Consider the following 17,067-nt stretch of genomic DNA (forward strand, 5'->3'; position numbering starts at 1 on the left):
GCATAGTGTAACCTATTTATATGGTTACCGTAGTGGATGCGGCGGCAGAAGAGACTGGCTTCACATTCATCAGTGGCGATGTGGTCCTCGATTTCGCTGGCACGCTCCGATACCGGCGCACCCGCCGGGAGGAGCTTTTGCGGAGTCCGGACGACCTCGCCCGATGGTTGGCTCTGGCGGGCGTCCTCGACCAAGAGCCCGCCGTGGCCGAAGCCGAGTTCGCGGCGGCGGTCGAGCTCAGGGAGGCGGTGTACGAGATCGCGGCGGCGCGGCTCGAAAGGGGAGCGCTGCCGGGCGGCGCGCTTGCGCTCGTCAATGGCAGGGCCAGGCAGTCCCGCGTGACTTTGCAGCTCGCGGAGTCGGGCGTGATCCGCCGCGAAGGCGGCGCGTCCGAGGCCCTTGCCACGATCGCGCTGCACGCCGTGCGGCTCTTCGGCTCGGACGCGCCGTTGCGCCAATGCGGGGCGGACAACTGCACCCGGATCTTCGTCGACCGATCCCGTCGGGGCGATCGCAGATGGTGCGACATGGCCCGCTGCGGGAACCGGGACAAGGCTCGGGCCCATCGGGCACGGCGCGCCGCGCAGCGTCTTTGAACGCGCGGTAGGCTTACGCTTCGTGTTCGAAGCCAGCCCAGACTCCCGTGCGATCGAGGGCTGAGCCGATGACAGCGCGATCAGTGATGTCCATCCTCCCGCCCCGGCTCATGGTGCCCGACCGCCAGATCAGCCCGCTGCGGGCCATCGCGGGGCGGCTCTTCCTCGCGATCATGCTCCTCGTCGTCGCGGCGTTCGTCGTCTACGCGGACCGGTCGGGCTATCGCGACGTCGTGAGCCACGAGCTCACCCTCCTCGACTGCTTCTACTACGTCACCGTCTCCCTCACGACCACCGGATACGGGGACATCACGCCGGTGACCGAGGGCGCGCGACTGGTGAACGTCCTCGTCATCACCCCCATGCGGGTGCTCTTCCTCATCATCTTGGTCGGCACCACCTTGCAAGTGCTCGCCGAGAAGAGCCGTCAGTCCATTCGAGTCCAACGCTGGAGGCACAAAGTGCGCGACCACACCATCGTCGTGGGTTATGGGACCAAGGGGCGCTCGGCGGTCGCCGCCATGCTGGCGGACGGGGTGGAGCCGAACCGGATCGTGGTCGTGGACCAGGACCAGGCGCTGCTCGGGGCCGCGTCCGAGCTTGGCTTGGTCACCCTGCAGGGCAACGCCACCCGGTCGGACGTGTTGAAGTCGGCAGGAGCGGAACGCGCCGCGTCCATCGTCGTCGCGGTGAACCGCGACGACACGGCGGTGCTGGTCACCTTGACCGCGCGGGAGCTCACCGCGACCGCGCAGGTGGTGGCCGCGGTCCGCGAGACCGAGAACGTCCATCTCTTGCGCCGCTCCGGCGCCACGTCGGTCGTGGTCTCTGCCGAGACGGCGGGCAGGCTCCTCGGCATCGCGACGAGCGCCCCGTCCGTGGTCGAGGTGATCGAGGACCTGCTCACCCCGGAAGAGGGCTTCGCGGTGGCCGAGCGGGACGTGGAGCAGGCCGAGGTCGGCGCGGACCCGAAGCATTTGCCGGACATCGTGCTCGGCGTGGTGCGCGGGGGCAATCTGATCCGCGTCGGCGACGAGCGGGTGGACGCGTTGGAGCCCGGCGACCGTCTGCTCTACGTCCACACGACGAGCAAGGAGTGACCCAGTGAGCTTCTCTTTGATCGGCCCGCCGCTGCTCTCGCGAGCCCAGGTGGACCGGGACGAGCGTTCGCGCGCCGACACGGAGGCGCTCGCCGAGGGCTGGCGCTCGGCGCGCGTGCTCCTGGTGTCCCGGCGCGGGCAGTTCGCGACGCGCGGCGGCGCGCTCGCGCTCGTCCCCGCGACCGGGCTCGGGGAGGAGCCGCCGACAGAAGCGGCGGTCTTTTTGGGCGAGTCGGGCGGATCGCATCTGTGGGCGGTCCAGGTTCCCGAGCTCGAAGGCGAGTTCACCGACCTGCGGGTCGGCGGGCACACGCTTTCTGCGACAGACGCGAGCCTCGCCACCACAGCGGTCGCGATGCTGAGCTGGCAGGGCCGCTCGAAGTTCGCCCCGTGGTCGGGGGAGCCGATGGCGCTCGGGAAGGGCGGCTGGGTGCGGGTCGCCCCGGACGGCAAAGAGGAGTTCCCCCGCACCGACCCCGCCGTCATCTGCCTGGTCCACGACGGAGCCGACCAGGTGCTCCTCGCCAGGCAGCCGATCTGGCCGCAGCGGTGGTTCTCCGTCTTAGCCGGGTTCTGCGAGCCGGGCGAGTCTCTGGAGCAGTGCGTCGAGCGGGAGGTCTCCGAAGAGGTCGGAGTCGAAGTGTCGGACATCGGCTATCTCGGCAGCCAGCCCTGGCCCTTCCCCCGCTCGCTCATGCTCGGCTTCCAAGCGGCGGCGGACCCGGCGCAGCCGCTGGTCCTCGCCGACGGCGAAATCGAGGAGGCGCACTGGTTCCACTTGGACGAGGTCGTGGAGGCATTGGAGCGCCGCCACGACTGGGGCGACATTCCCGGCGCCCCGCTGCTCTTGCCGGGGTCGATCTCTATCGCCAGGGCGATGATCGAGTCCTGGGCGCAGAGCAGGCTCAGCGCCGCCACTCGTTGATCTTGGCCGCCGTCGCGCGGTACACGTCGGCGGCGAGGCCGTCGTCGGCGGGACCGGACTGCGAGACGAGCACGAGCACGCCCCGGACGGACCCTGCGACCTCCAGCTCCGGGGGGACGAAGGGGCCTTGGCCGGTGATCCGGTAGACGACGGAGTTCGAGTCGGGAGGCTCGGCAGACTCAACGCTCATCCAGTTTTTCCCCGTTGTTCCGCCGCCGCCGAGCATGGTGAAGCTTGCGCATTTCTCGCGCCACGACAGGACAGTCCTCAGCGCGCCCGCGTCGTGGAGCACATGCACGCGCAGGAACGAGCGGCCCGGTCCTTCCGCAGTGCGGCTGCCCGTGGCGGGGAAGAGGCCGAGGAAGGCGCAGCCCGCAGGCGTCGTGGAGTCCGCCGAAGGAACGGCCTGCGCGTTCTGGCTCCCGAGCGACCAGCCATCGGGAAGGTCGGTCTGGCTGGGATAGAACTGGCCGAGGTCGGCGTTCGCGGGGAGATCGTCCGGGGCCGCTGCGGCCTGCGGCCCCGCCGCCAGCGCCGCCGAGGCGACAACAAGCGCCGCGAAACCCTTCAACCGTTTGTTTCCCATGGTCCCTCCTAGGGCTCCCACTCGTCGATCCGCTCGACCGTCGTGCGCAAGAGCGAGTCGACGAGGCTCTCGTCCGCTCCAGGATAGCCCGTCACCAGCACCTCGACGCCGCGGAGCCGGGCCGCTATCGCGGTCATCTCCACATCGGGGCCGCGCGAGGTCTTCTCTTTGACCCGGATGGCGATGGAGTCGTCGGCGCGCACGACCGGCATGGTCCTGGCTACGACGCTGCCTGCCAGCGGGTACGACGACCAGTCGGGGATCGTGTCGACCGAGTACTGCGCGCAGTTGTCGACCCAGTAGTGCAGGATGCGCGTGTAGCCGCGAACCCGGGGGTCCTGGTCCGGGCGGGCAATCGTGACGAAGACGTACGAGCCCGAAGCGGGCTCGGGGGGCTTCCCGCCTTTGGCGGCTCCGAAAGCGGAGAAGAAGACGAGCGCGTCGGGGTAGCAGTCCTTCGGGGTGGCGTGCTTGCCGAAATTGGCCAAGATCCCGTCGCGGGAGAACGAGGCCGCCTTCTGGTTGCGCTCCGCCTGCCCGATGGTCCATCCGGCGGGGAAGCTGCTCTGCGGGGGGAGGAGCTGCGCGAGGTCGACGTCCGGCGGCAACGGCACGGTGTCGGCCGAGGCGCTCTGCCTGGTGCTGGCGACGGCTGCGAGGACACACGCTCCTGCCAGAGCCGCGCGCAGCCTCGCGTTCACTTCCCGCCGAGCACGTTGCCGACGTGGCGGAGCCGGAACGAGAGGGCGATCTCGCCGACGCCGCGCAGCAGCAGGCCGAAGCCGAAGAGCAGGACGACGGTGTCGACCGCAGTCAGGATGTCGACCATCAGCCAGAACGCGATGACCAGCTCCAAAGCGCCCAGCACGGCGAACCAGACCCGGTGGTCCTTGTCCGAGGCGGCGCGGACGATGTTGTTGACCGCGTTGATGAGGAACCAGACGATGAGCAGGTAGGCCAGGGCGAGTGCCCCAGACCCGGGGTACAGCACCGCGAACAGCCCGATCACGATGCTCAGCGCCGCCCACACCCCGAGCCAGGCCCGCCCCGGCGTGCCCGGCTTGGCGCCGAAGGCGGCGGCGGCGGACAGGACGCCCTGGAACAGGATGCTCAAGCCGAAGAGCAGGCCGATGACGACCGCGGTGACGGGCGTGAACACGATCGCGAGGATTCCGGCCACCACGGTGACGATCCCGGAGATGAGCACCGCAGGCCAGTAACGAAGGACACGACCGATCTCTGCGAGAAAACCGGATCCAGCGGGGAGAGGCGTAGCGTTCATACTTTCGACTATACGTGGGGCTCAGCAGCAGCGCTGGGTCGTGTCCGAGGACTTCGGCAGGGCGGTGCTGGTCCGCGCCCCCGTCGCGGCCCATTCCCGCGCCACCTCGCGCTCGGCTTTCGTCGGGAAAAAACCGCGCGGGGCGAATATTTTGGACGGGACGGCGGGCTCTTCCTGCACCTGCGCGGGGGACCCGCGCAGCGTCCGCCACGCGACTCGTGCCGCGATCAGCACGACGACGAGCACGAGGACCGCGAGGAGCACGGAGAGCGCGGTCTGCACGGCGGTGTTGCGCACGACCGCGTCGATCTGCTCGGGCGTTTTCGCCGACTCGAACGAGCTCGCCCCGCGCGCCTGCGCGGCGGCGTAGCGCCGGTGTTGCGCCCAGTAGCCGATGCTCGGGTTGGCGGAGAAGATCTTCTGCCACGAGGCGGTGAGCGTGACGACGAGGTCCCAGGCCAACGGCGCCAGCGTCACCCAGGCCCAGCGGGCGAGCCCGGTGCGCAGCAGGATCATGGTGACCACGGTGAGCGCAACGGCGGCGAGCAGCTGGTTGGCGACCCCGAACAACGGGTAAAGCGTGTTGATGCCGCCGAGCGGGTCGGTGACGCCCATGAGGAGCAGGCTGCCCCACGCGCACGCGACGACGAGCGAGCAGAGCAGGGAGCCGGGCCGCCACGAGGGGTCTTTGAACTTCACGAGCCCGGGGACGTTGCCGAGGGTGTCCGAGAGCATGAACCGCGCGACCCTGGTGCCCGCGTCGACGGTGGTGAGGATGAACAGCGCCTCGAACATGATCGCGAAGTGGTACCAGAATCCGGCGAGGGCGGAGCCGCCGAAGACGCTGAGCACGTGCGACATGCCCAGCGCGAGCGTCGGGGCCCCGCCGACACGGGAGACGACGCTGTGCTCGCCGACGGCGGACGCGGCGTCCTTCAGCGTCCCCGGCGCGAGCGGGGCGCCGGGCAGGCCGAGTCCGTTCACCCAGGCCGCGGCGGCCTCCGCCGTGCCTTTGGTGACTCCTGCGGGCGCGTTCATCACGAAGTACAGGTGCGGGTCGAGGATCACGGCGGAGATGAGGGCCATGATCGCCACGAAGGACTCGACAACCATCGAGCCGTAGCCGATGAGCCTGGCCTGGCTCTCCTTCTCCAGCAGCTTCGGCGTGGTGCCGGAGGAGACGAGGGAGTGGAACCCGGAGAGCGCGCCGCAGGCAATGGTGATGAAGAGGAACGGGAAGAGCGTGCCCGCGAAAACCGGGCCCGCGCCGTTGGTGGCGAACGCGGTGATCGCGGGCATCTGCGCAGTCGGATGGGCCAGCAACACCGCGACGGCCAACAAGCTGATGACGCTGATCTTCATGAAGGAGGAGAGGTAGTCCCGGGGGGCGAGCATGAGCCAGACCGGCAGCGCGGAGGCGACGAAGCCGTACGCGACGATCGCCAGCGCGATGGTCGTCTTCGACCAGGTGAAGGCGTGCGTCCCCCAGTCGGTCTGTGCGACCCAGCCGCCGCCGACCACGGCCAGGATCAGCAGGACGACGCCGATAGCGGTGGTCTCGCCGACTTTGCCGGGCCGGACGAAGCGCAGCCAGACCCCCATGAGCACGGCGATCGGCAGCGTCATGGAGATGGAGAACACGCCCCATGGGCTCTCGGCGAGCGCGTTGACGACGATCATGGCGAGGACGGCGATCAAGAGGATCATGATCGCGAGCACGGCGACCAGCGCCGCGCCGCCGCCGACCGGGCCGAGCTCCTCCTTCGCCATCTGGCCCAGGCTTCGTCCGCGCCTCCTGGTCGAGAAGGCGAGGACGAGGTAGTCCTGCACCGCTCCGGCGAAGACCACGCCGACGACGATCCACAGCGTGCTCGGCAGGTAGCCCATCTGCGCGGCGAGGACCGGGCCGACAAGGGGGCCCGCCCCGGCGATCGCGGCGAAATGATGGCCGAAGAGGACGCGCCGGTCGGTCGGGACGAAGTCCCTCCCGTCTTCGAAGAGCTCGGCGGGAGTGGCGTGGTCGTCCCGGGGACGCACGACTTTCTGCTCGATGAACTTCGCGTACAGGCGGAAGCCGATCACATAGCTGGCGATCGCGGCGACGACGAGCCAGACCGCGTTCACCTCCTCGGACCTGGTGAGCGCGATCATGGCCCACGCGGCCGCGCCGACGAGGGCGACCACGGCCAGGACGACGCGCGCCAGGGGGCTCGGCGCTCGGCGCTCGACGACTCCGACCGGGGGGAGGCCGGGGTCGGTGCGCAGGAGCACGACCTCGCCGTCCTGCTCTTCGGTCTCGGGCCAGGCAGTTCGTGATGACATGATCGCCTTTTCGTTTGTGGACGACCGTTTTTGGCCGCCTTACCGTTTATACCGGCAGGCGCGAGGGCGAGGTTTTTCGCTCGGCCCGCTCAAGCGTGGCTCGGGGCCTCGCCCTTGCGGCGCTGGATCTCCCGGTTCGCCAGCACGAGGCCGCCTGCGATGACGCCCGCGAGCAAGAGCGTCGTCGTGGTGGCGGAGGAGGAGTCGCTGTGCGCCGCGGGGGCGGCGGCCGGCGGCGCGGCCTTCGGCGCCGGGTCGACCAGCTTGCCGATGCCGAGGGCAGGGTCGAGGGCGAAGCCCCAGTCCAAAAGCGCCGTGGCCTGCTCGCGGTAGGTGACAGCCGCGTTGAGCCCGTACATCTGGGTCACCACGAGCCGTCGTCCGTCGCGCTCGGCCGCGCCGATGAAGGTCTTCTGCGCGTCGTCGGTGTAGCCGGTCTTGCCGCCGATCATGCCGGGGTAGTCGTCCAGCATGGCGTTGTCGTTCACCATCGGGAAGTCGTCCGGGCTGCCGTGCATCTGGATGGACTTCTGGGCGACGATCTTCCGGAAGGTTTCGTGCTTCATGGCCGCGCGGAAGATGAGCGCGAGGTCGTACGGCGAGCTGGTCGACGGCCCGCCGGGGGCTTCCACGCCGGAGGGGGTGGTGGCGCGGGTGTCCTTCGCCCCCAGCGCGCCCGCGATCTCGTTCATCTTCGCGACGGCCCCCGCGACGCCGCCGCTGTCGCCGAGCACTCGGGCCAGCGCGTTCGCGGCGCCGTTGGAGGAGACCATGAGCGCGCCCTCGAGCAGCTCGTACACGCTGTACGTGGCGCCGGGCTGGATGAACTTGTGCTCGCTCTCCTCGTCGGCGGTCGCGTCTCCCGCAGTCAATTGGATCTGCTTGTTCGGGTCCAGACCGTTCAGGACGGCGAGGGCGAGGAGGGTTTTGATCGTGCTGGCGGGCCGGAACCGGCCGTGCGGGTCCGAAGCCGCGAGCACTTGCCCGCTGTCGAGGTCGGCGACGAGCCAGCCGTGCGCGGGCCCTTCCGGCAGGGCGGGGGAGCCTGCGGGCTGGACCACGTCGCAGGAGGCGAGCATCGCGCCGCCGACGGGCGTCGCGGGAACAGGCAGGGGGGCCAGCTCTGGGTGGCCGGGCTGCGGCGCCTCGGAGGCGTCGACGGCGGCAGGCGGCGCGACGCGTTGCGCGCAGCCCGCGCTTTGCGAGTCGTCCGGATCCGCCCAGCACGCGGGAGAGGTCGTTGCGGTGGCAAGCATGACGAGCGATGCCGCGGTGGCGTTCTTCAGTGATGTGCCCAACACGGACCGAGCATAACGCCGAGGTCATCGCCAGTCGGGGTGGCGCGCCCGCGAGTCACAATGTTCCCGCGAGTCACAGCAGCACCAGAGAAGTTGTTAGGCCGCAGATCCAGCGGGATGAGATGCAAGGCAGCAGGAGCCGACGCGTACTGGGGAGAGGAGGGTACGCGAGGCGACGATAACGCAGCAGCTCGCGCGCTGGGCTGCGGTCAGAGGGAGTCGGGGGGCGGGGGGATACTGGCCTCAGTCCGGGCGTTGAGCGTGCGGCCTGCGAAGAAGTTTTTCCCCGTGATCGTCGCGAGCAGCATGAACGGCACGCCGAGCGCCAGCATCCCGATCCCGATGACGAACACGCCGCCGACCGGGCCGAACCGGGTCGCGCCGTAGTCGGGGGCGAGCATGTCGGCGCAGCTTTTGAAGAACGCCCAGGTCATCGACAGCGCGCCGAGGAGCGGCAACACGCATCGGAAGAAGAGGTTCCGCCAGGACTGCGCGAAGGTCTTGCGGAAATACCAGACGCACGCGTACGCGGTCATCGCGTAATAGAACGCGACAGCCAGGCCGAGGGATTCGACCGAGTCGGCGAGGACGTTCTCGCTGACGATGGAGAGGACGAGATAGAAGGCCAAGGCCGTGGCGCCCATGAGCACAGTGCCGAAGCCAGGGGTGAGGTAGCGCGGATGCACCCGCGCGAAGCGCGCGGGCAGCGCCTCGTAGACGGCCATGGACAACGTCTGGCGGGCGGTGGGCAGGATCGTGGTCTGCGTCGAAGCGAGGGCGGAGACGCAGAACGTGAGCCAGAGCGCGGCTCCGCCGAGGCTGCCTGCGACAGGCGTGCCGAGGACGTCGAGCGCGCGGTCCTTGTCCGAGACGGGCGCGCCCGTGCCTGCGGAGCTCTGGGCCGCGAAACTGGCCAGCACATACGTGGCGAGGAGCAGGAGCGTGGTGATGACGGCGGCCCGGCCGGGCGTGCGCGTCGCGTCCTCGGTCTCCTCGGCGACGGCGAGGCAGGAGTCCCAGCCCCAGTAGATGAAGACGCAGAGGATCACTCCGGCGGCGATCTGCGAGGAGGAGAGGCCGGTCGGGACGAGCCAGGACAGCTTCGGCTCGACGGCTTGGGGGCCCGCCCGGTGGAGGAGCACCTTGGCGAGGGCGAGAAGGGAGAGGAGGACGAGCACGGAGAACTGGATCGAGGTCAAGACGTTCTGGACCATGCGGGAGAGGACGACCCCTCGGTAGCTCACCCAGGTCATCACGATGATCATCGCGGCCGCGACGGCGGTCCTCGCCCAGGCCGAGGGTTCGATTCCGGCCAGCCGGAACGAGTACTGCGCCGCGACTTCGGCGGCGTTGCCGACACAGAGGATTCCCGAGACCGCGAGCCCCCAGCCGGAGAGCCAGCCGACCCACGGCCCGAAAGCCTTCGTCGCCCACGTGAACGTCGTGCCGCAGTCCGGGGTGTCCTGGCAGAGCTCCCGGTAGGCGAAGGCCACGAGGAGGCTCGGCAGAAAGGCGATCAAGAGGATGCCGGGGGCCTTTTCGCCGACGGAGCCGACCAAAGAGCCGTACGCGCCCGCGAGGCTGTACGCGGGTCCGGTGGCGGAGAGCCCGACGACGATGCTGCTGAAGAGGCCGAGCGCCCCGAGCTTGAGGCCTTTGGGGGCTTTGTCGCCGGTCGGCGGCGCAAGGGAGAGGTCTGTGGTCGCGATGCGCAGAGCGTACCGGTCGAGACCGACCCCGTCGAACGCGGCCCGGACGTCCATCGGGAGCCTGATAGCCTGGCTCGTAGTTCGACCCGGACAAGAGGAGACGGCCATGTCCGCAGACGCGCGCGACCCGCGTTTTTTGACGGTGACGAAAGTCCAGCCTCCGACGGAGGGGCCGCTGGAAGTCGTCGGCGGCGCGAAGATCTTCTTCTGGCGGCCCGAGAACCAGGGCCGGGGCTATGTCGGCCGTTATTCGCGGATCACACGGGCTGTGCTCGACGCCCGGCGGGACGCGGCCTTGCTGCCGAACGTGCGGAACGCGGACCTCGGCGTGCCGGTCTTCTTGGGGGAGGACGAGAGCGGGGTGCGGCGGTACGTGTACATCATGGGCGACACCGGGGACCGGGACAACCTCGACGAGCGCGGGAACAACCGGGGCGGTTTCGGCGGCCCGAGGATCGCGGGCAACGCCGCGCTCCTCGCCCATAAGGACGGGGACGGACGCATGGCGCTGGACGGTTTCGTGCGCGACCCCCGGTACCCGGGCCTGCCTTGGGAGCTCTTCCCCGTGGAGCGCCCGCATGTCCGCGCGCGGCTCGCGCGCGCCAAAGAGGGCCGCTTCAACTGGCGGGACTATCCGGACGGGCGGCCGAGGTCGGTGGTGCCGACGGGCGCGGCCATGGCCGGAGGCAAGCTGGTCGTCGCCTGGCAGCAGGTGGATTGGGGCCCCGGCGGGGCGGGCCCGGCGAAAGGCGAGGGGTCGTGGCTGCAGCAGTTCGACTTCGACGCGCAGACGCGGGAGCTGTCGAAGGTGGCGGCCGGCGAGCCGGTGGCGGTCGGCGCAGGCGCGTTCGAGGGCGGGGACTTCCAGCAGATCCAGCTCGCCTCGCACGTCGTGGACGGCAAAGAGGAGTTCTTCATCGTCGGCTCGGCGGTGGCCAGGGGCAACCCGGGCCCGCATTTGGCGAAAGCTGGGGCCGAGAGCCTGCTGGACCCCGCGCGTTGGCAGCACTTCGGCAAGGACGGCTGGGGGGAGCCGGGCCGCGCTCCCGCGCCGGGGGAGACGCACACGATCCCGGATTTCCCGAACGTGGGCGAAGGCGGCGCGGTCGTCGTCGGCGACAAGCTCGTCATCGTGTACACGGACCAGGAGCTCGGTATCGCCCTGCGCTCGGCCCCGCTTTCGGGTCTGTCGCGCTTCGGCCCCGCGCAGCTCGTCGTCACCTGCGACCCGGGCCAGGGCCGAGGGCCGTCGGGCGCGCATTTCAACGAGCCGGGCGGCCCCTACGGCGGATTCGTCCAGGACGTGGACGAGGCGGCGCGGGTCATCACGATCGCCGTCTCGCGTTGGAACCCCTACAGCGTCTACCCGTTGGCCGTGCACTACGAATGAGCATGAGATGGTGGGAGCATGGACACGAGACGGTGGGGGATCGCGGGCGCGGCGCTGCTCTTGGCGGGAGTGCTGCTGGGAGTCTGCCTGAACAGCGGCGTGGCGGGCGTCTCTGGCTCATCGGCGGGCCGCTCCCAGGCCTCCTCGGCAAAGAAGAAAGCTGCTTGCTCGCCGGACGACCCGTCTGAGCCCGCAGGCTCGCTCCTGCCCGGCTCGCCGCAGGCGAAACGGGCGCTCGTCACGGCGGACGAGGCGAGCCTGGTCCTCGGCTGCCGGGTGAACGCGGCAGCCCTGCCCGTCCACGAGGCTTCGGAGCGGCCCGCCGTGTTCGAGCCCGCGCGGTGCGCGATGTTGGCGGGTGTCGGCAAGCCCGAGGATTTCTCGGGGGCTTTGGAGCCGCCGGTCTCGGTGCGCTACACCTCGGCGAGACACGGCACGAGCGCCAAGCGCGGGTCGGACGAAGCGCAGTGGGCAGTGGTCGAGCACGTCGGGCTCTTCCCCGACGCGAAGGGCGCCGAGGCGGCGTTCGACGCGTTCCGGAGCCTGCTCGTGGATTGCGACTTGTTCCAGAAGACCGCCAAGGCCCCGGACGGGGGAGCGGACCAGACGTCCTTGATCCATCTGGCCCAGGTCTCCACCGGCCCGGACTGGGTGAAATGGAGCCCTTCGGGGTCGGCGGGCGTGGACGGCCGGGCCTATCCGCTGCTCGTCGGGCACAAAGGCAGCGTGCTGTACGAGTTCGACGTGCTCTCCCGCGCGGGACGGAAGAAGGGCGACGACCCGCTGGACGCGCTGGTCGAGCTGTCCCGCAGGAAGATCCCGGGCTGAGCTGATGGCGGTGTTCTCACTCGCGGCTGTCCCACGGGACGCGCAATCTTGGCTCGCGTTGGCTCGTGGCTGCGAAGCTGCGGGGTTCGACGCGCTGCTCGTCCCGGACCACCTCGGCCGTGGCCCGGCCCCGCATTTGGCGCTGGCCGCCGCCGCTGCGGCGACCTCGTCGGTCCGGCTCGGGGCTTATGTGTCCAACGCCGGGATCCGGGAGCCCGCGCATCTCGCGGTCGAGGTCGCGACGTTGGATCTGATATCGGGCGGGCGGGCGATCCTCGGGATTGGGGCCGGTCATACCCCTGCGGAGTGGGAGGCGGTCGGGAAGAGCCGCCCCTCGGTTGCCTGCCGGGTCCGGCGTTGTCTTCAAGTCGCGCAGGCGACGCAGGCGCTCTTGCGCGGCGAGTTCGTCGAAGCCGACACTCCCGAGCTTGTCATGAGGGCGAGGCTTGCCGGGCCGCTTCCCGTGCAGGAGCATGTGCCACTGACCCTCGGCACTGCGAACACGCAGCTCCTGCGGTGGGGCGGGGCGCACGCGGATGTGGTCGGCCTGTCCGGGTTGGGCCGCACGCTGGAGGACGGGCATTCGCACGAGGTCCGGTGGCGGCAGGATCAGATCGAAGCGCAGTTGGAGGCGGTGCGGACAGGCGCTGCGGGACGATCTCGCGTCCCGCGGCTTGAGGCGTTGGTGCAGCGGGTGGCGGTGACTGCTGACGCAGGGGCCTCGGTGGCCGGCCTCCGAGAACAGTTCGAGCTGACCGAAGAGGAGGTCCTCGCAGCGCCATTCGTCCTTGTCGGGACGGAGGACGAGATCCTCGCCAAGATCGCGGCCTGCGAACGAGAGTGGGGGATCACCCGCTTCGTGGTGCGGGAGGACGCGATGGCGCAGATCGGCGGGTTGTTGCCCAGGATCCCGGGCTGAGGCGGCGTTCCTTACGCCGGGTGGGCTGTGCGCCAGTGCTCGGCGATCTCGATCCGCCGCGCGACCCACACCCGCTCGTGCGACAGCACGTGGTCGAGGAACCGCTCCAGTGCGGCGGTGCGGGCGGGCCTGCCCGCGAGGCGGCAGTGCAGCCCGACCGAGAGCATCTTCGGGGCGCCCTCCCCGCCCTCGCGCCAGAGCACGTCGAAGGCGTCGCGCAGATGCGCGAAGAATTGGTCGCCGCTCGGGAAACCTGCGGGGGAGGAGTACCGCATGTCGTTCGTGTCCAGGGTGTATGGCACGACAAGGTGCTGCTGGCCCGACACGTTCGTCCAATACGGCAGGTCGTCGGCGTACGAGTCGGAGTCGTAGGCGAAGCCGCCGTGCTCGACGACGAGCTTGCGGGTGCTCGGCGAGTCCCTGCCGGTGTACCAGCCGAGCGGGCGGGAGCCGGTGACGGCGGCGTGCAGCGCGACCGCCTCGCGCATGTGCTCGCGCTCGACGTCCTCGGCGACGCCCTGGTACGACTTCCAACGCAGCCCGTGGCAGGCGATCTCATGGCCGAGCTCCACGAACGCGGCGGTCGCCTCGGGGTTTCGCTCCAGCGCGCGGGCCACCCCGAACACCGTCAGGGGCACCCCGCGCCGCTCGAAGGCGCGCAGCACCCGCCACACCCCGGCCCGCGAGCCGTACTCGTAGAGCGACTCCATGCTCATATGCCGGTCAGGGAACGCCTCGGCGGGGACGATCTCGGACAGGAAGGTCTCGGCGTGCGCGTCCCCATCGAGCACGCAGTTCTCCGCGCCCTCCTCGTAGTTGAGGACGAACTGCACGGCGATCTGCGCGCCGCCCGGCCACTGCGGGTCCGGCGGTGTCCGGCCGTACCCCCGGAGGTCGCGGGGATATGGCTCAGGCACCCTGGCCCCACGCCTTTTCGAGGTCCGCGAATCCCGCCGGGGTGAAGGAGCCCCACAGCCGGAACCTCGCGAGGCCGCCGTCCGGGTAGATGTCGAGCCGCGCCTGCGTGATCGGCGCGCCGCCCGAGGCGAGCCGGAACCGGTGCCGTGTGTCGGGGGCGAGCTTGGTCCGCTCCAACAGCGGGACCTGCTCGCCCTCGGCGGTGAGGCCGGTGAGGCTGGCGGCTCCAGGCGCGTTGCCGAGGAAGTACGAGGTGTCGATCTCCACCCAGTCCGGCGTGCCCTCCGCCGCCAACCGCACGAGCACCCAGTCGTTGCCGGAGTCCCGCCTGCGCGCGGTCTCCCAGCCGTCGCCCATCACGCGGGCCTTGCCGGGGCCGATCAGCTGGTGCGGGTGGCTGTAGAACCGGTTGGAGCAGTCGGCGACGCGGCCGCCGTTCTCGGCCGCGACGAGGTCGATGTTGTCGCCGCGAAGGAACGCCGGGTCGGGGGTCGCGAAGCCGTGCGCCCGGAACCGGGCCACCCCGCCGTCGGGATAGATGCTCAGTCGCAGGTGCGTGTGCCGTCTGTCCCGAGCCGCTTCGGGGACCGGGAGGGCGTTGGGGAAGTCCGGCAGGAGCGGGCTCTTGGGCACGAGCGTCTCCCACTGGTTGCTCTGGCGGACCTCGTCGAGGTCCGGATGCCCCGGCAGGGACAGCGCCTCGACGCTCGCATGGGTGGGGGCGTTGCCCTTGAACCACGCGGTGTCCACCACGACGCCGTGGACGCGACCGGGCGCCCCGAGCCGGACGATGGCCTCGTCATGCCCGGGCTCGCGCCTGCGGCGGGTCTCCCAGCCGTCGTAGACCTGGCCCTTGTGCCCGAAATCGGCGGGGGTGAAGGCCGCCGACCCCGGTTTGACCAGGTTCTCTTTCTCGGCGAAGAACTCGTCGTTCGCCCAGATCACCGCGCCGCCAAGGGCGCGGCTCGCGAGGTCGGGCAGCTCGGTGAAGTCTGCGCGCTCTGATTCGGTCATTTGGCGGGCCTTTCTCGGCGGTACAAGGCGCGGAGCACGTCGACGGTCGCGAATTTGGTCTTCGACGCGACCTCCTTCTCCGTGAACGCGCCGACGGACAGGCCGCGCAGGGTGACTGCGGCCAGCTGCTGCGCTGTCGCGGGCTCGTCGAGCTTGCCCCGGAACGCGGTGTTCGTGAGGTACGCCCGCAGCCGGGGAGCGGCCTCGGCGAACGCCTCGCGGTAGAAGCCGTACGTGGCGAGCCAGCGGGTGGGCAGCTGCGCGGGATGCTGGTCCCAGCCTTGGTAGTAGCCGTGGTCGAGGGAGCGGGTGACGAGCCGGAAGTGCTCGGCCACCGCCCAGTCCGCCTCGTCGGGCCCGCCGTCTGGGACGACGATGGACCCGCCGTCGCAGACCTGCACCCCGCGCTCGGCGGCGGCGGCGAGCATCACGGCTTTCGCGTAGTCGGCCACCGGATGTTTGAGGGACTGCTGGCCGGGGGCGATCCCGCAGGCCGCGCTGTAGTCGTAAGTGCCGTAGTGCAGGGCGGTCACCCGGTCGCCCGCGAGGTTCATCGCCTCCGCGAGCGCCGCCGTCCCGTCGTGGCCGAGCACGATTTGCGGGCTCTCGATCTGCAGCTCGAACCGCAGCGCGCCTTCCGTGAGGCCGTTCGCCCGCTCGATCTCCTCGCAGAGCAGCCGTGCGGCGAGCGCCTGGACGGGCAGGCGGAGCTTGGGGACGGTGAAGACGAAGCCGTCGGGCACGCCGCCCGCCCCTTCGAAGACGAGCTCGAGCGTGCGGCGGCTGCGGGCGTGCAGCGCAGTCGTCAAGCCCTTGATCCGAACGCCGAACGTCTCCGGCGAGCCGGGCTCGGTCCAGCGCTCGAAGATCTCGCCGACACGCCTCGCGTGCTCGTCCTCCGCCTCGTCGTCGTGCGCGCCGTAGCCGTCCTCGAAGTCGAACCGGAGGTCTTGGACCGGCTGGGACGCGAGCCGCGCCTTGACGAGCTTGATCGCGTCGGTCTCGTCGAGCCCCCGGAGCACGTCCGCATGCCGTTTCACCGCTTCGAGCGCCTCGGCGCCCCAGCGCTCGGGCAGGTCGGTCTCGGCCTTCGCCGCGCTCACGTACACGGTGTGCGCGGGCTGGCCCTCGACTTTGTTGCCCGGGTAGCGCTCGGCGAGCTGGGCGTCGACATCGGCGAGGACGGATTCGACGGTGATGTCAGCGGATGCGGCCATCCCCCCATTTAACCGCAAGCACTGTTCAGCCCGACGAGCGCTCTGAAGAGACGGCGGGATGACAGCGCGGGTGGGGCCGTTTGCGAGAATACTGCGTATGACATACCCGCCTGGGCCCGGCCAATACGCTCCGCAGCCGCAGTATCCCGGTCAGAGCGCCGCTCCGAAGAAGAAAACCGGCTTATGGATCGGCCTGGGAGTCTTTGCGCTCGTGGTCGTCGTGGCGCTGGGCGTGGGCCTGGCCGTGGCGACCCGGCCCGGCGGCTCGGGCAGCGCGGGCGGCAGGGCGGCGCTGACGGGCCGGCCTGCGTCGGACTACGCGGCGCTTCTGCCGAAGCAGGAGGACTACGGCTCGGACTGGTCGGTGAGCGACGACTCCGCGCCCGATTCGACAGAGCCGCAGGCGGCGGCGGGAATGCTGTCGAGCTTGACGGCCACGCCGCCCGGTTGCGGGCTGTCGGACTTGATGGCGAAGTCGAAATCCCTGTCGGACAAGCATCACAAGCTCGCAGGCGTGAAAGGGACTCGGCAGAACCCCGGTTCGCCCGGCAGGGCGGGTGACGTGAAGCAGCTCTCGGTGGCGATCACCGACGCGGGCTCGTACGACGAGGCCGTGCGGACGCTGCGCGACTACATCGCGAAATGCTCCTCCTCGACCATGCAGGGCGAGACGACGAAGGACGGCGTGCCGGTCGTGGTCGTCATGACGATCAGCTTCACCGAGGCGAAGCCGCCGCAGGTCGAGGCGGACAAGTCGTTCGGCGCGCAGATGAAGATGAACATGTCTGTCAACGCCGGGGCACAGCACGTCGTGTTCGACCAGTTCGCGCAGTTCTACGCGGTCGCCCTGCGCGGCGTCGTGGTGACTGCCAACACGACCGGCCCCGACCAAGTGGGGCTCATGGACAAATTGTTCGCCGCCACAGTCGACCGGACGAACAAGGCCTCCTAGGGGGCGCGGAG

General features: G+C 70.1%; 16 protein-coding genes. 7 read left to right on the forward strand and 9 right to left on the reverse strand.

Annotated features, from left to right (window positions below; all coding sequences use genetic code 11):
* The first annotated feature begins 20 nt into the window (after positions 1–20).
* From ACRC20_RS13020 to nudC, 3 genes are all read left to right on the forward strand, one after another.
* Positions 21–596: a CGNR zinc finger domain-containing protein gene (locus ACRC20_RS13020; protein ID WP_438686806.1), complete on the forward strand. Its 576-nt coding sequence runs from the start codon at positions 21–23 to the stop codon at positions 594–596.
* Between the two features lie 68 nt (positions 597–664).
* Positions 665–1,696, forward strand: coding sequence for a potassium channel family protein (locus ACRC20_RS13025; protein ID WP_438686807.1), 1,032 nt, complete (start codon positions 665–667; stop codon positions 1,694–1,696).
* Positions 1,697–1,700: 4 nt separating this feature from the next.
* On the forward strand, positions 1,701–2,621 hold the full coding sequence (nudC, locus tag ACRC20_RS13030; RefSeq protein WP_438686808.1) for an NAD(+) diphosphatase: 921 nt from the start codon (positions 1,701–1,703) through the stop codon (positions 2,619–2,621).
* Here nudC and ACRC20_RS13035 read toward each other — a convergent pair.
* The 6 genes from ACRC20_RS13035 to ACRC20_RS13060 all read right to left on the reverse strand — a co-directional run bounded on the left by ACRC20_RS13035 (position 2,602) and on the right by ACRC20_RS13060 (position 9,872).
* Positions 2,602–3,207: a tat pathway signal sequence gene (locus ACRC20_RS13035; RefSeq protein WP_438686809.1), complete on the reverse strand. Its 606-nt coding sequence runs from the start codon at positions 3,205–3,207 to the stop codon at positions 2,602–2,604. The two genes, nudC and ACRC20_RS13035, sit on opposite strands and share 20 nt — an antisense overlap.
* Before the next feature lie 8 nt (positions 3,208–3,215).
* A complete protein-coding gene (locus ACRC20_RS13040) occupies positions 3,216–3,908 on the reverse strand; it encodes a tat pathway signal sequence (RefSeq protein ID WP_438686810.1) in 693 nt (230 codons plus the stop codon).
* On the reverse strand, positions 3,905–4,489 hold the full coding sequence (locus ACRC20_RS13045; protein WP_438686811.1) for an HdeD family acid-resistance protein: 585 nt from the start codon (positions 4,487–4,489) through the stop codon (positions 3,905–3,907). The genes ACRC20_RS13040 and ACRC20_RS13045 overlap by 4 nt, the downstream gene beginning before the upstream one ends.
* Positions 4,490–4,510: 21 nt before the next feature.
* On the reverse strand, positions 4,511–6,811 hold the full coding sequence (locus tag ACRC20_RS13050; protein WP_438686812.1) for a carbon starvation CstA family protein: 2,301 nt from the start codon (positions 6,809–6,811) through the stop codon (positions 4,511–4,513).
* A gap of 89 nt (positions 6,812–6,900) precedes the next feature.
* A complete protein-coding gene (locus ACRC20_RS13055) occupies positions 6,901–8,112 on the reverse strand; it encodes a D-alanyl-D-alanine carboxypeptidase family protein (RefSeq protein ID WP_438686813.1) in 1,212 nt (403 codons plus the stop codon).
* A gap of 206 nt (positions 8,113–8,318) precedes the next feature.
* Positions 8,319–9,872, reverse strand: coding sequence for an APC family permease (locus ACRC20_RS13060; protein WP_438686814.1), 1,554 nt, complete (start codon positions 9,870–9,872; stop codon positions 8,319–8,321).
* A 52-nt stretch (positions 9,873–9,924) separates the two neighbouring features.
* Between ACRC20_RS13060 and ACRC20_RS13065 the strand changes: the two genes are divergently transcribed.
* From ACRC20_RS13065 to ACRC20_RS13075, 3 genes are read left to right on the forward strand one after another with little or no spacing between them, the layout of a single operon-like run.
* Positions 9,925–11,208, forward strand: coding sequence for a DUF4185 domain-containing protein (locus ACRC20_RS13065; protein ID WP_438686815.1), 1,284 nt, complete (start codon positions 9,925–9,927; stop codon positions 11,206–11,208).
* Between the two features lie 18 nt (positions 11,209–11,226).
* Positions 11,227–12,036, forward strand: a complete 810-nt coding sequence (locus ACRC20_RS13070; RefSeq protein ID WP_438686816.1) for a sensor domain-containing protein — start codon at positions 11,227–11,229, stop codon at positions 12,034–12,036.
* A 4-nt stretch (positions 12,037–12,040) separates the two neighbouring features.
* Entirely contained in the window at positions 12,041–12,955 is a 915-nt protein-coding gene (locus ACRC20_RS13075) for an LLM class flavin-dependent oxidoreductase (RefSeq protein WP_438686817.1), read from the forward strand.
* Positions 12,956–12,966: 11 nt separating this feature from the next.
* Here the strand turns inward: ACRC20_RS13075 and puuE are convergent, their stop codons facing one another.
* The 3 genes from puuE to ACRC20_RS13090 are packed head-to-tail and all read right to left on the reverse strand — an operon-like array spanning position 12,967 to position 16,104.
* Positions 12,967–13,872 carry an allantoinase PuuE gene (puuE, locus tag ACRC20_RS13080; RefSeq protein WP_438686818.1) on the reverse strand — a complete coding sequence of 302 codons (906 nt, stop codon included), beginning with the start codon at positions 13,870–13,872 and terminating at the stop codon, positions 12,967–12,969.
* Positions 13,865–14,887 carry an allantoicase gene (gene alc, locus ACRC20_RS13085; protein ID WP_438686819.1) on the reverse strand — a complete coding sequence of 341 codons (1,023 nt, stop codon included), beginning with the start codon at positions 14,885–14,887 and terminating at the stop codon, positions 13,865–13,867. Before alc ends, puuE begins: the two co-directional genes overlap by 8 nt.
* The gene (locus tag ACRC20_RS13090) at positions 14,884–16,104 is read right to left on the reverse strand and encodes a DUF6986 family protein (RefSeq protein ID WP_438686820.1); all 1,221 of its coding nucleotides are present in this window, start codon (positions 16,102–16,104) and stop codon (positions 14,884–14,886) included. The genes alc and ACRC20_RS13090 overlap by 4 nt, the downstream gene beginning before the upstream one ends.
* Positions 16,105–16,201: 97 nt before the next feature.
* Here ACRC20_RS13090 and ACRC20_RS13095 point away from each other — a divergent pair, with 97 nt between their 5' ends.
* Complete coding sequence (locus ACRC20_RS13095) at positions 16,202–17,056, forward strand: hypothetical protein (RefSeq protein ID WP_438686821.1); 855 nt, start codon at positions 16,202–16,204, stop codon at positions 17,054–17,056.
* The last annotated feature ends 11 nt before the right edge of the window (positions 17,057–17,067 follow it).

Source organism: Segniliparus sp. (assembly GCF_051660745.1).
Taxonomy (GTDB): domain Bacteria; phylum Actinomycetota; class Actinomycetes; order Mycobacteriales; family Mycobacteriaceae; genus Segniliparus.

Bases quoted from the DNA above. Each gene is read 5' to 3' on its own strand.
- ACRC20_RS13090 (WP_438686820.1), bottom strand. From the start codon at position 16,104: ATGGCCGCATCCGCTGACATCACCGTCGAATCCGTCCTCGCCGATGTC.
- ACRC20_RS13060 (WP_438686814.1), bottom strand. From the start codon at position 9,872: ATGGACGTCCGGGCCGCGTTCGACGGGGTCGGTCTCGACCGGTACGCT.
- ACRC20_RS13045 (WP_438686811.1), bottom strand. From the start codon at position 4,489: ATGAACGCTACGCCTCTCCCCGCTGGATCCGGTTTTCTCGCAGAGATC.
- ACRC20_RS13025 (WP_438686807.1), top strand. From the start codon at position 665: ATGACAGCGCGATCAGTGATGTCCATCCTCCCGCCCCGGCTCATGGTG.
- ACRC20_RS13095 (WP_438686821.1), top strand. From the start codon at position 16,202: ATGACATACCCGCCTGGGCCCGGCCAATACGCTCCGCAGCCGCAGTAT.
- ACRC20_RS13035 (WP_438686809.1), bottom strand. From the start codon at position 3,207: ATGGGAAACAAACGGTTGAAGGGTTTCGCGGCGCTTGTTGTCGCCTCG.
- ACRC20_RS13075 (WP_438686817.1), top strand. From the start codon at position 12,041: ATGGCGGTGTTCTCACTCGCGGCTGTCCCACGGGACGCGCAATCTTGG.
- alc (WP_438686819.1), bottom strand. From the start codon at position 14,887: ATGACCGAATCAGAGCGCGCAGACTTCACCGAGCTGCCCGACCTCGCG.
- ACRC20_RS13070 (WP_438686816.1), top strand. From the start codon at position 11,227: ATGGACACGAGACGGTGGGGGATCGCGGGCGCGGCGCTGCTCTTGGCG.
- ACRC20_RS13050 (WP_438686812.1), bottom strand. From the start codon at position 6,811: ATGTCATCACGAACTGCCTGGCCCGAGACCGAAGAGCAGGACGGCGAG.
- ACRC20_RS13020 (WP_438686806.1), top strand. From the start codon at position 21: ATGGTTACCGTAGTGGATGCGGCGGCAGAAGAGACTGGCTTCACATTC.
- ACRC20_RS13065 (WP_438686815.1), top strand. From the start codon at position 9,925: ATGTCCGCAGACGCGCGCGACCCGCGTTTTTTGACGGTGACGAAAGTC.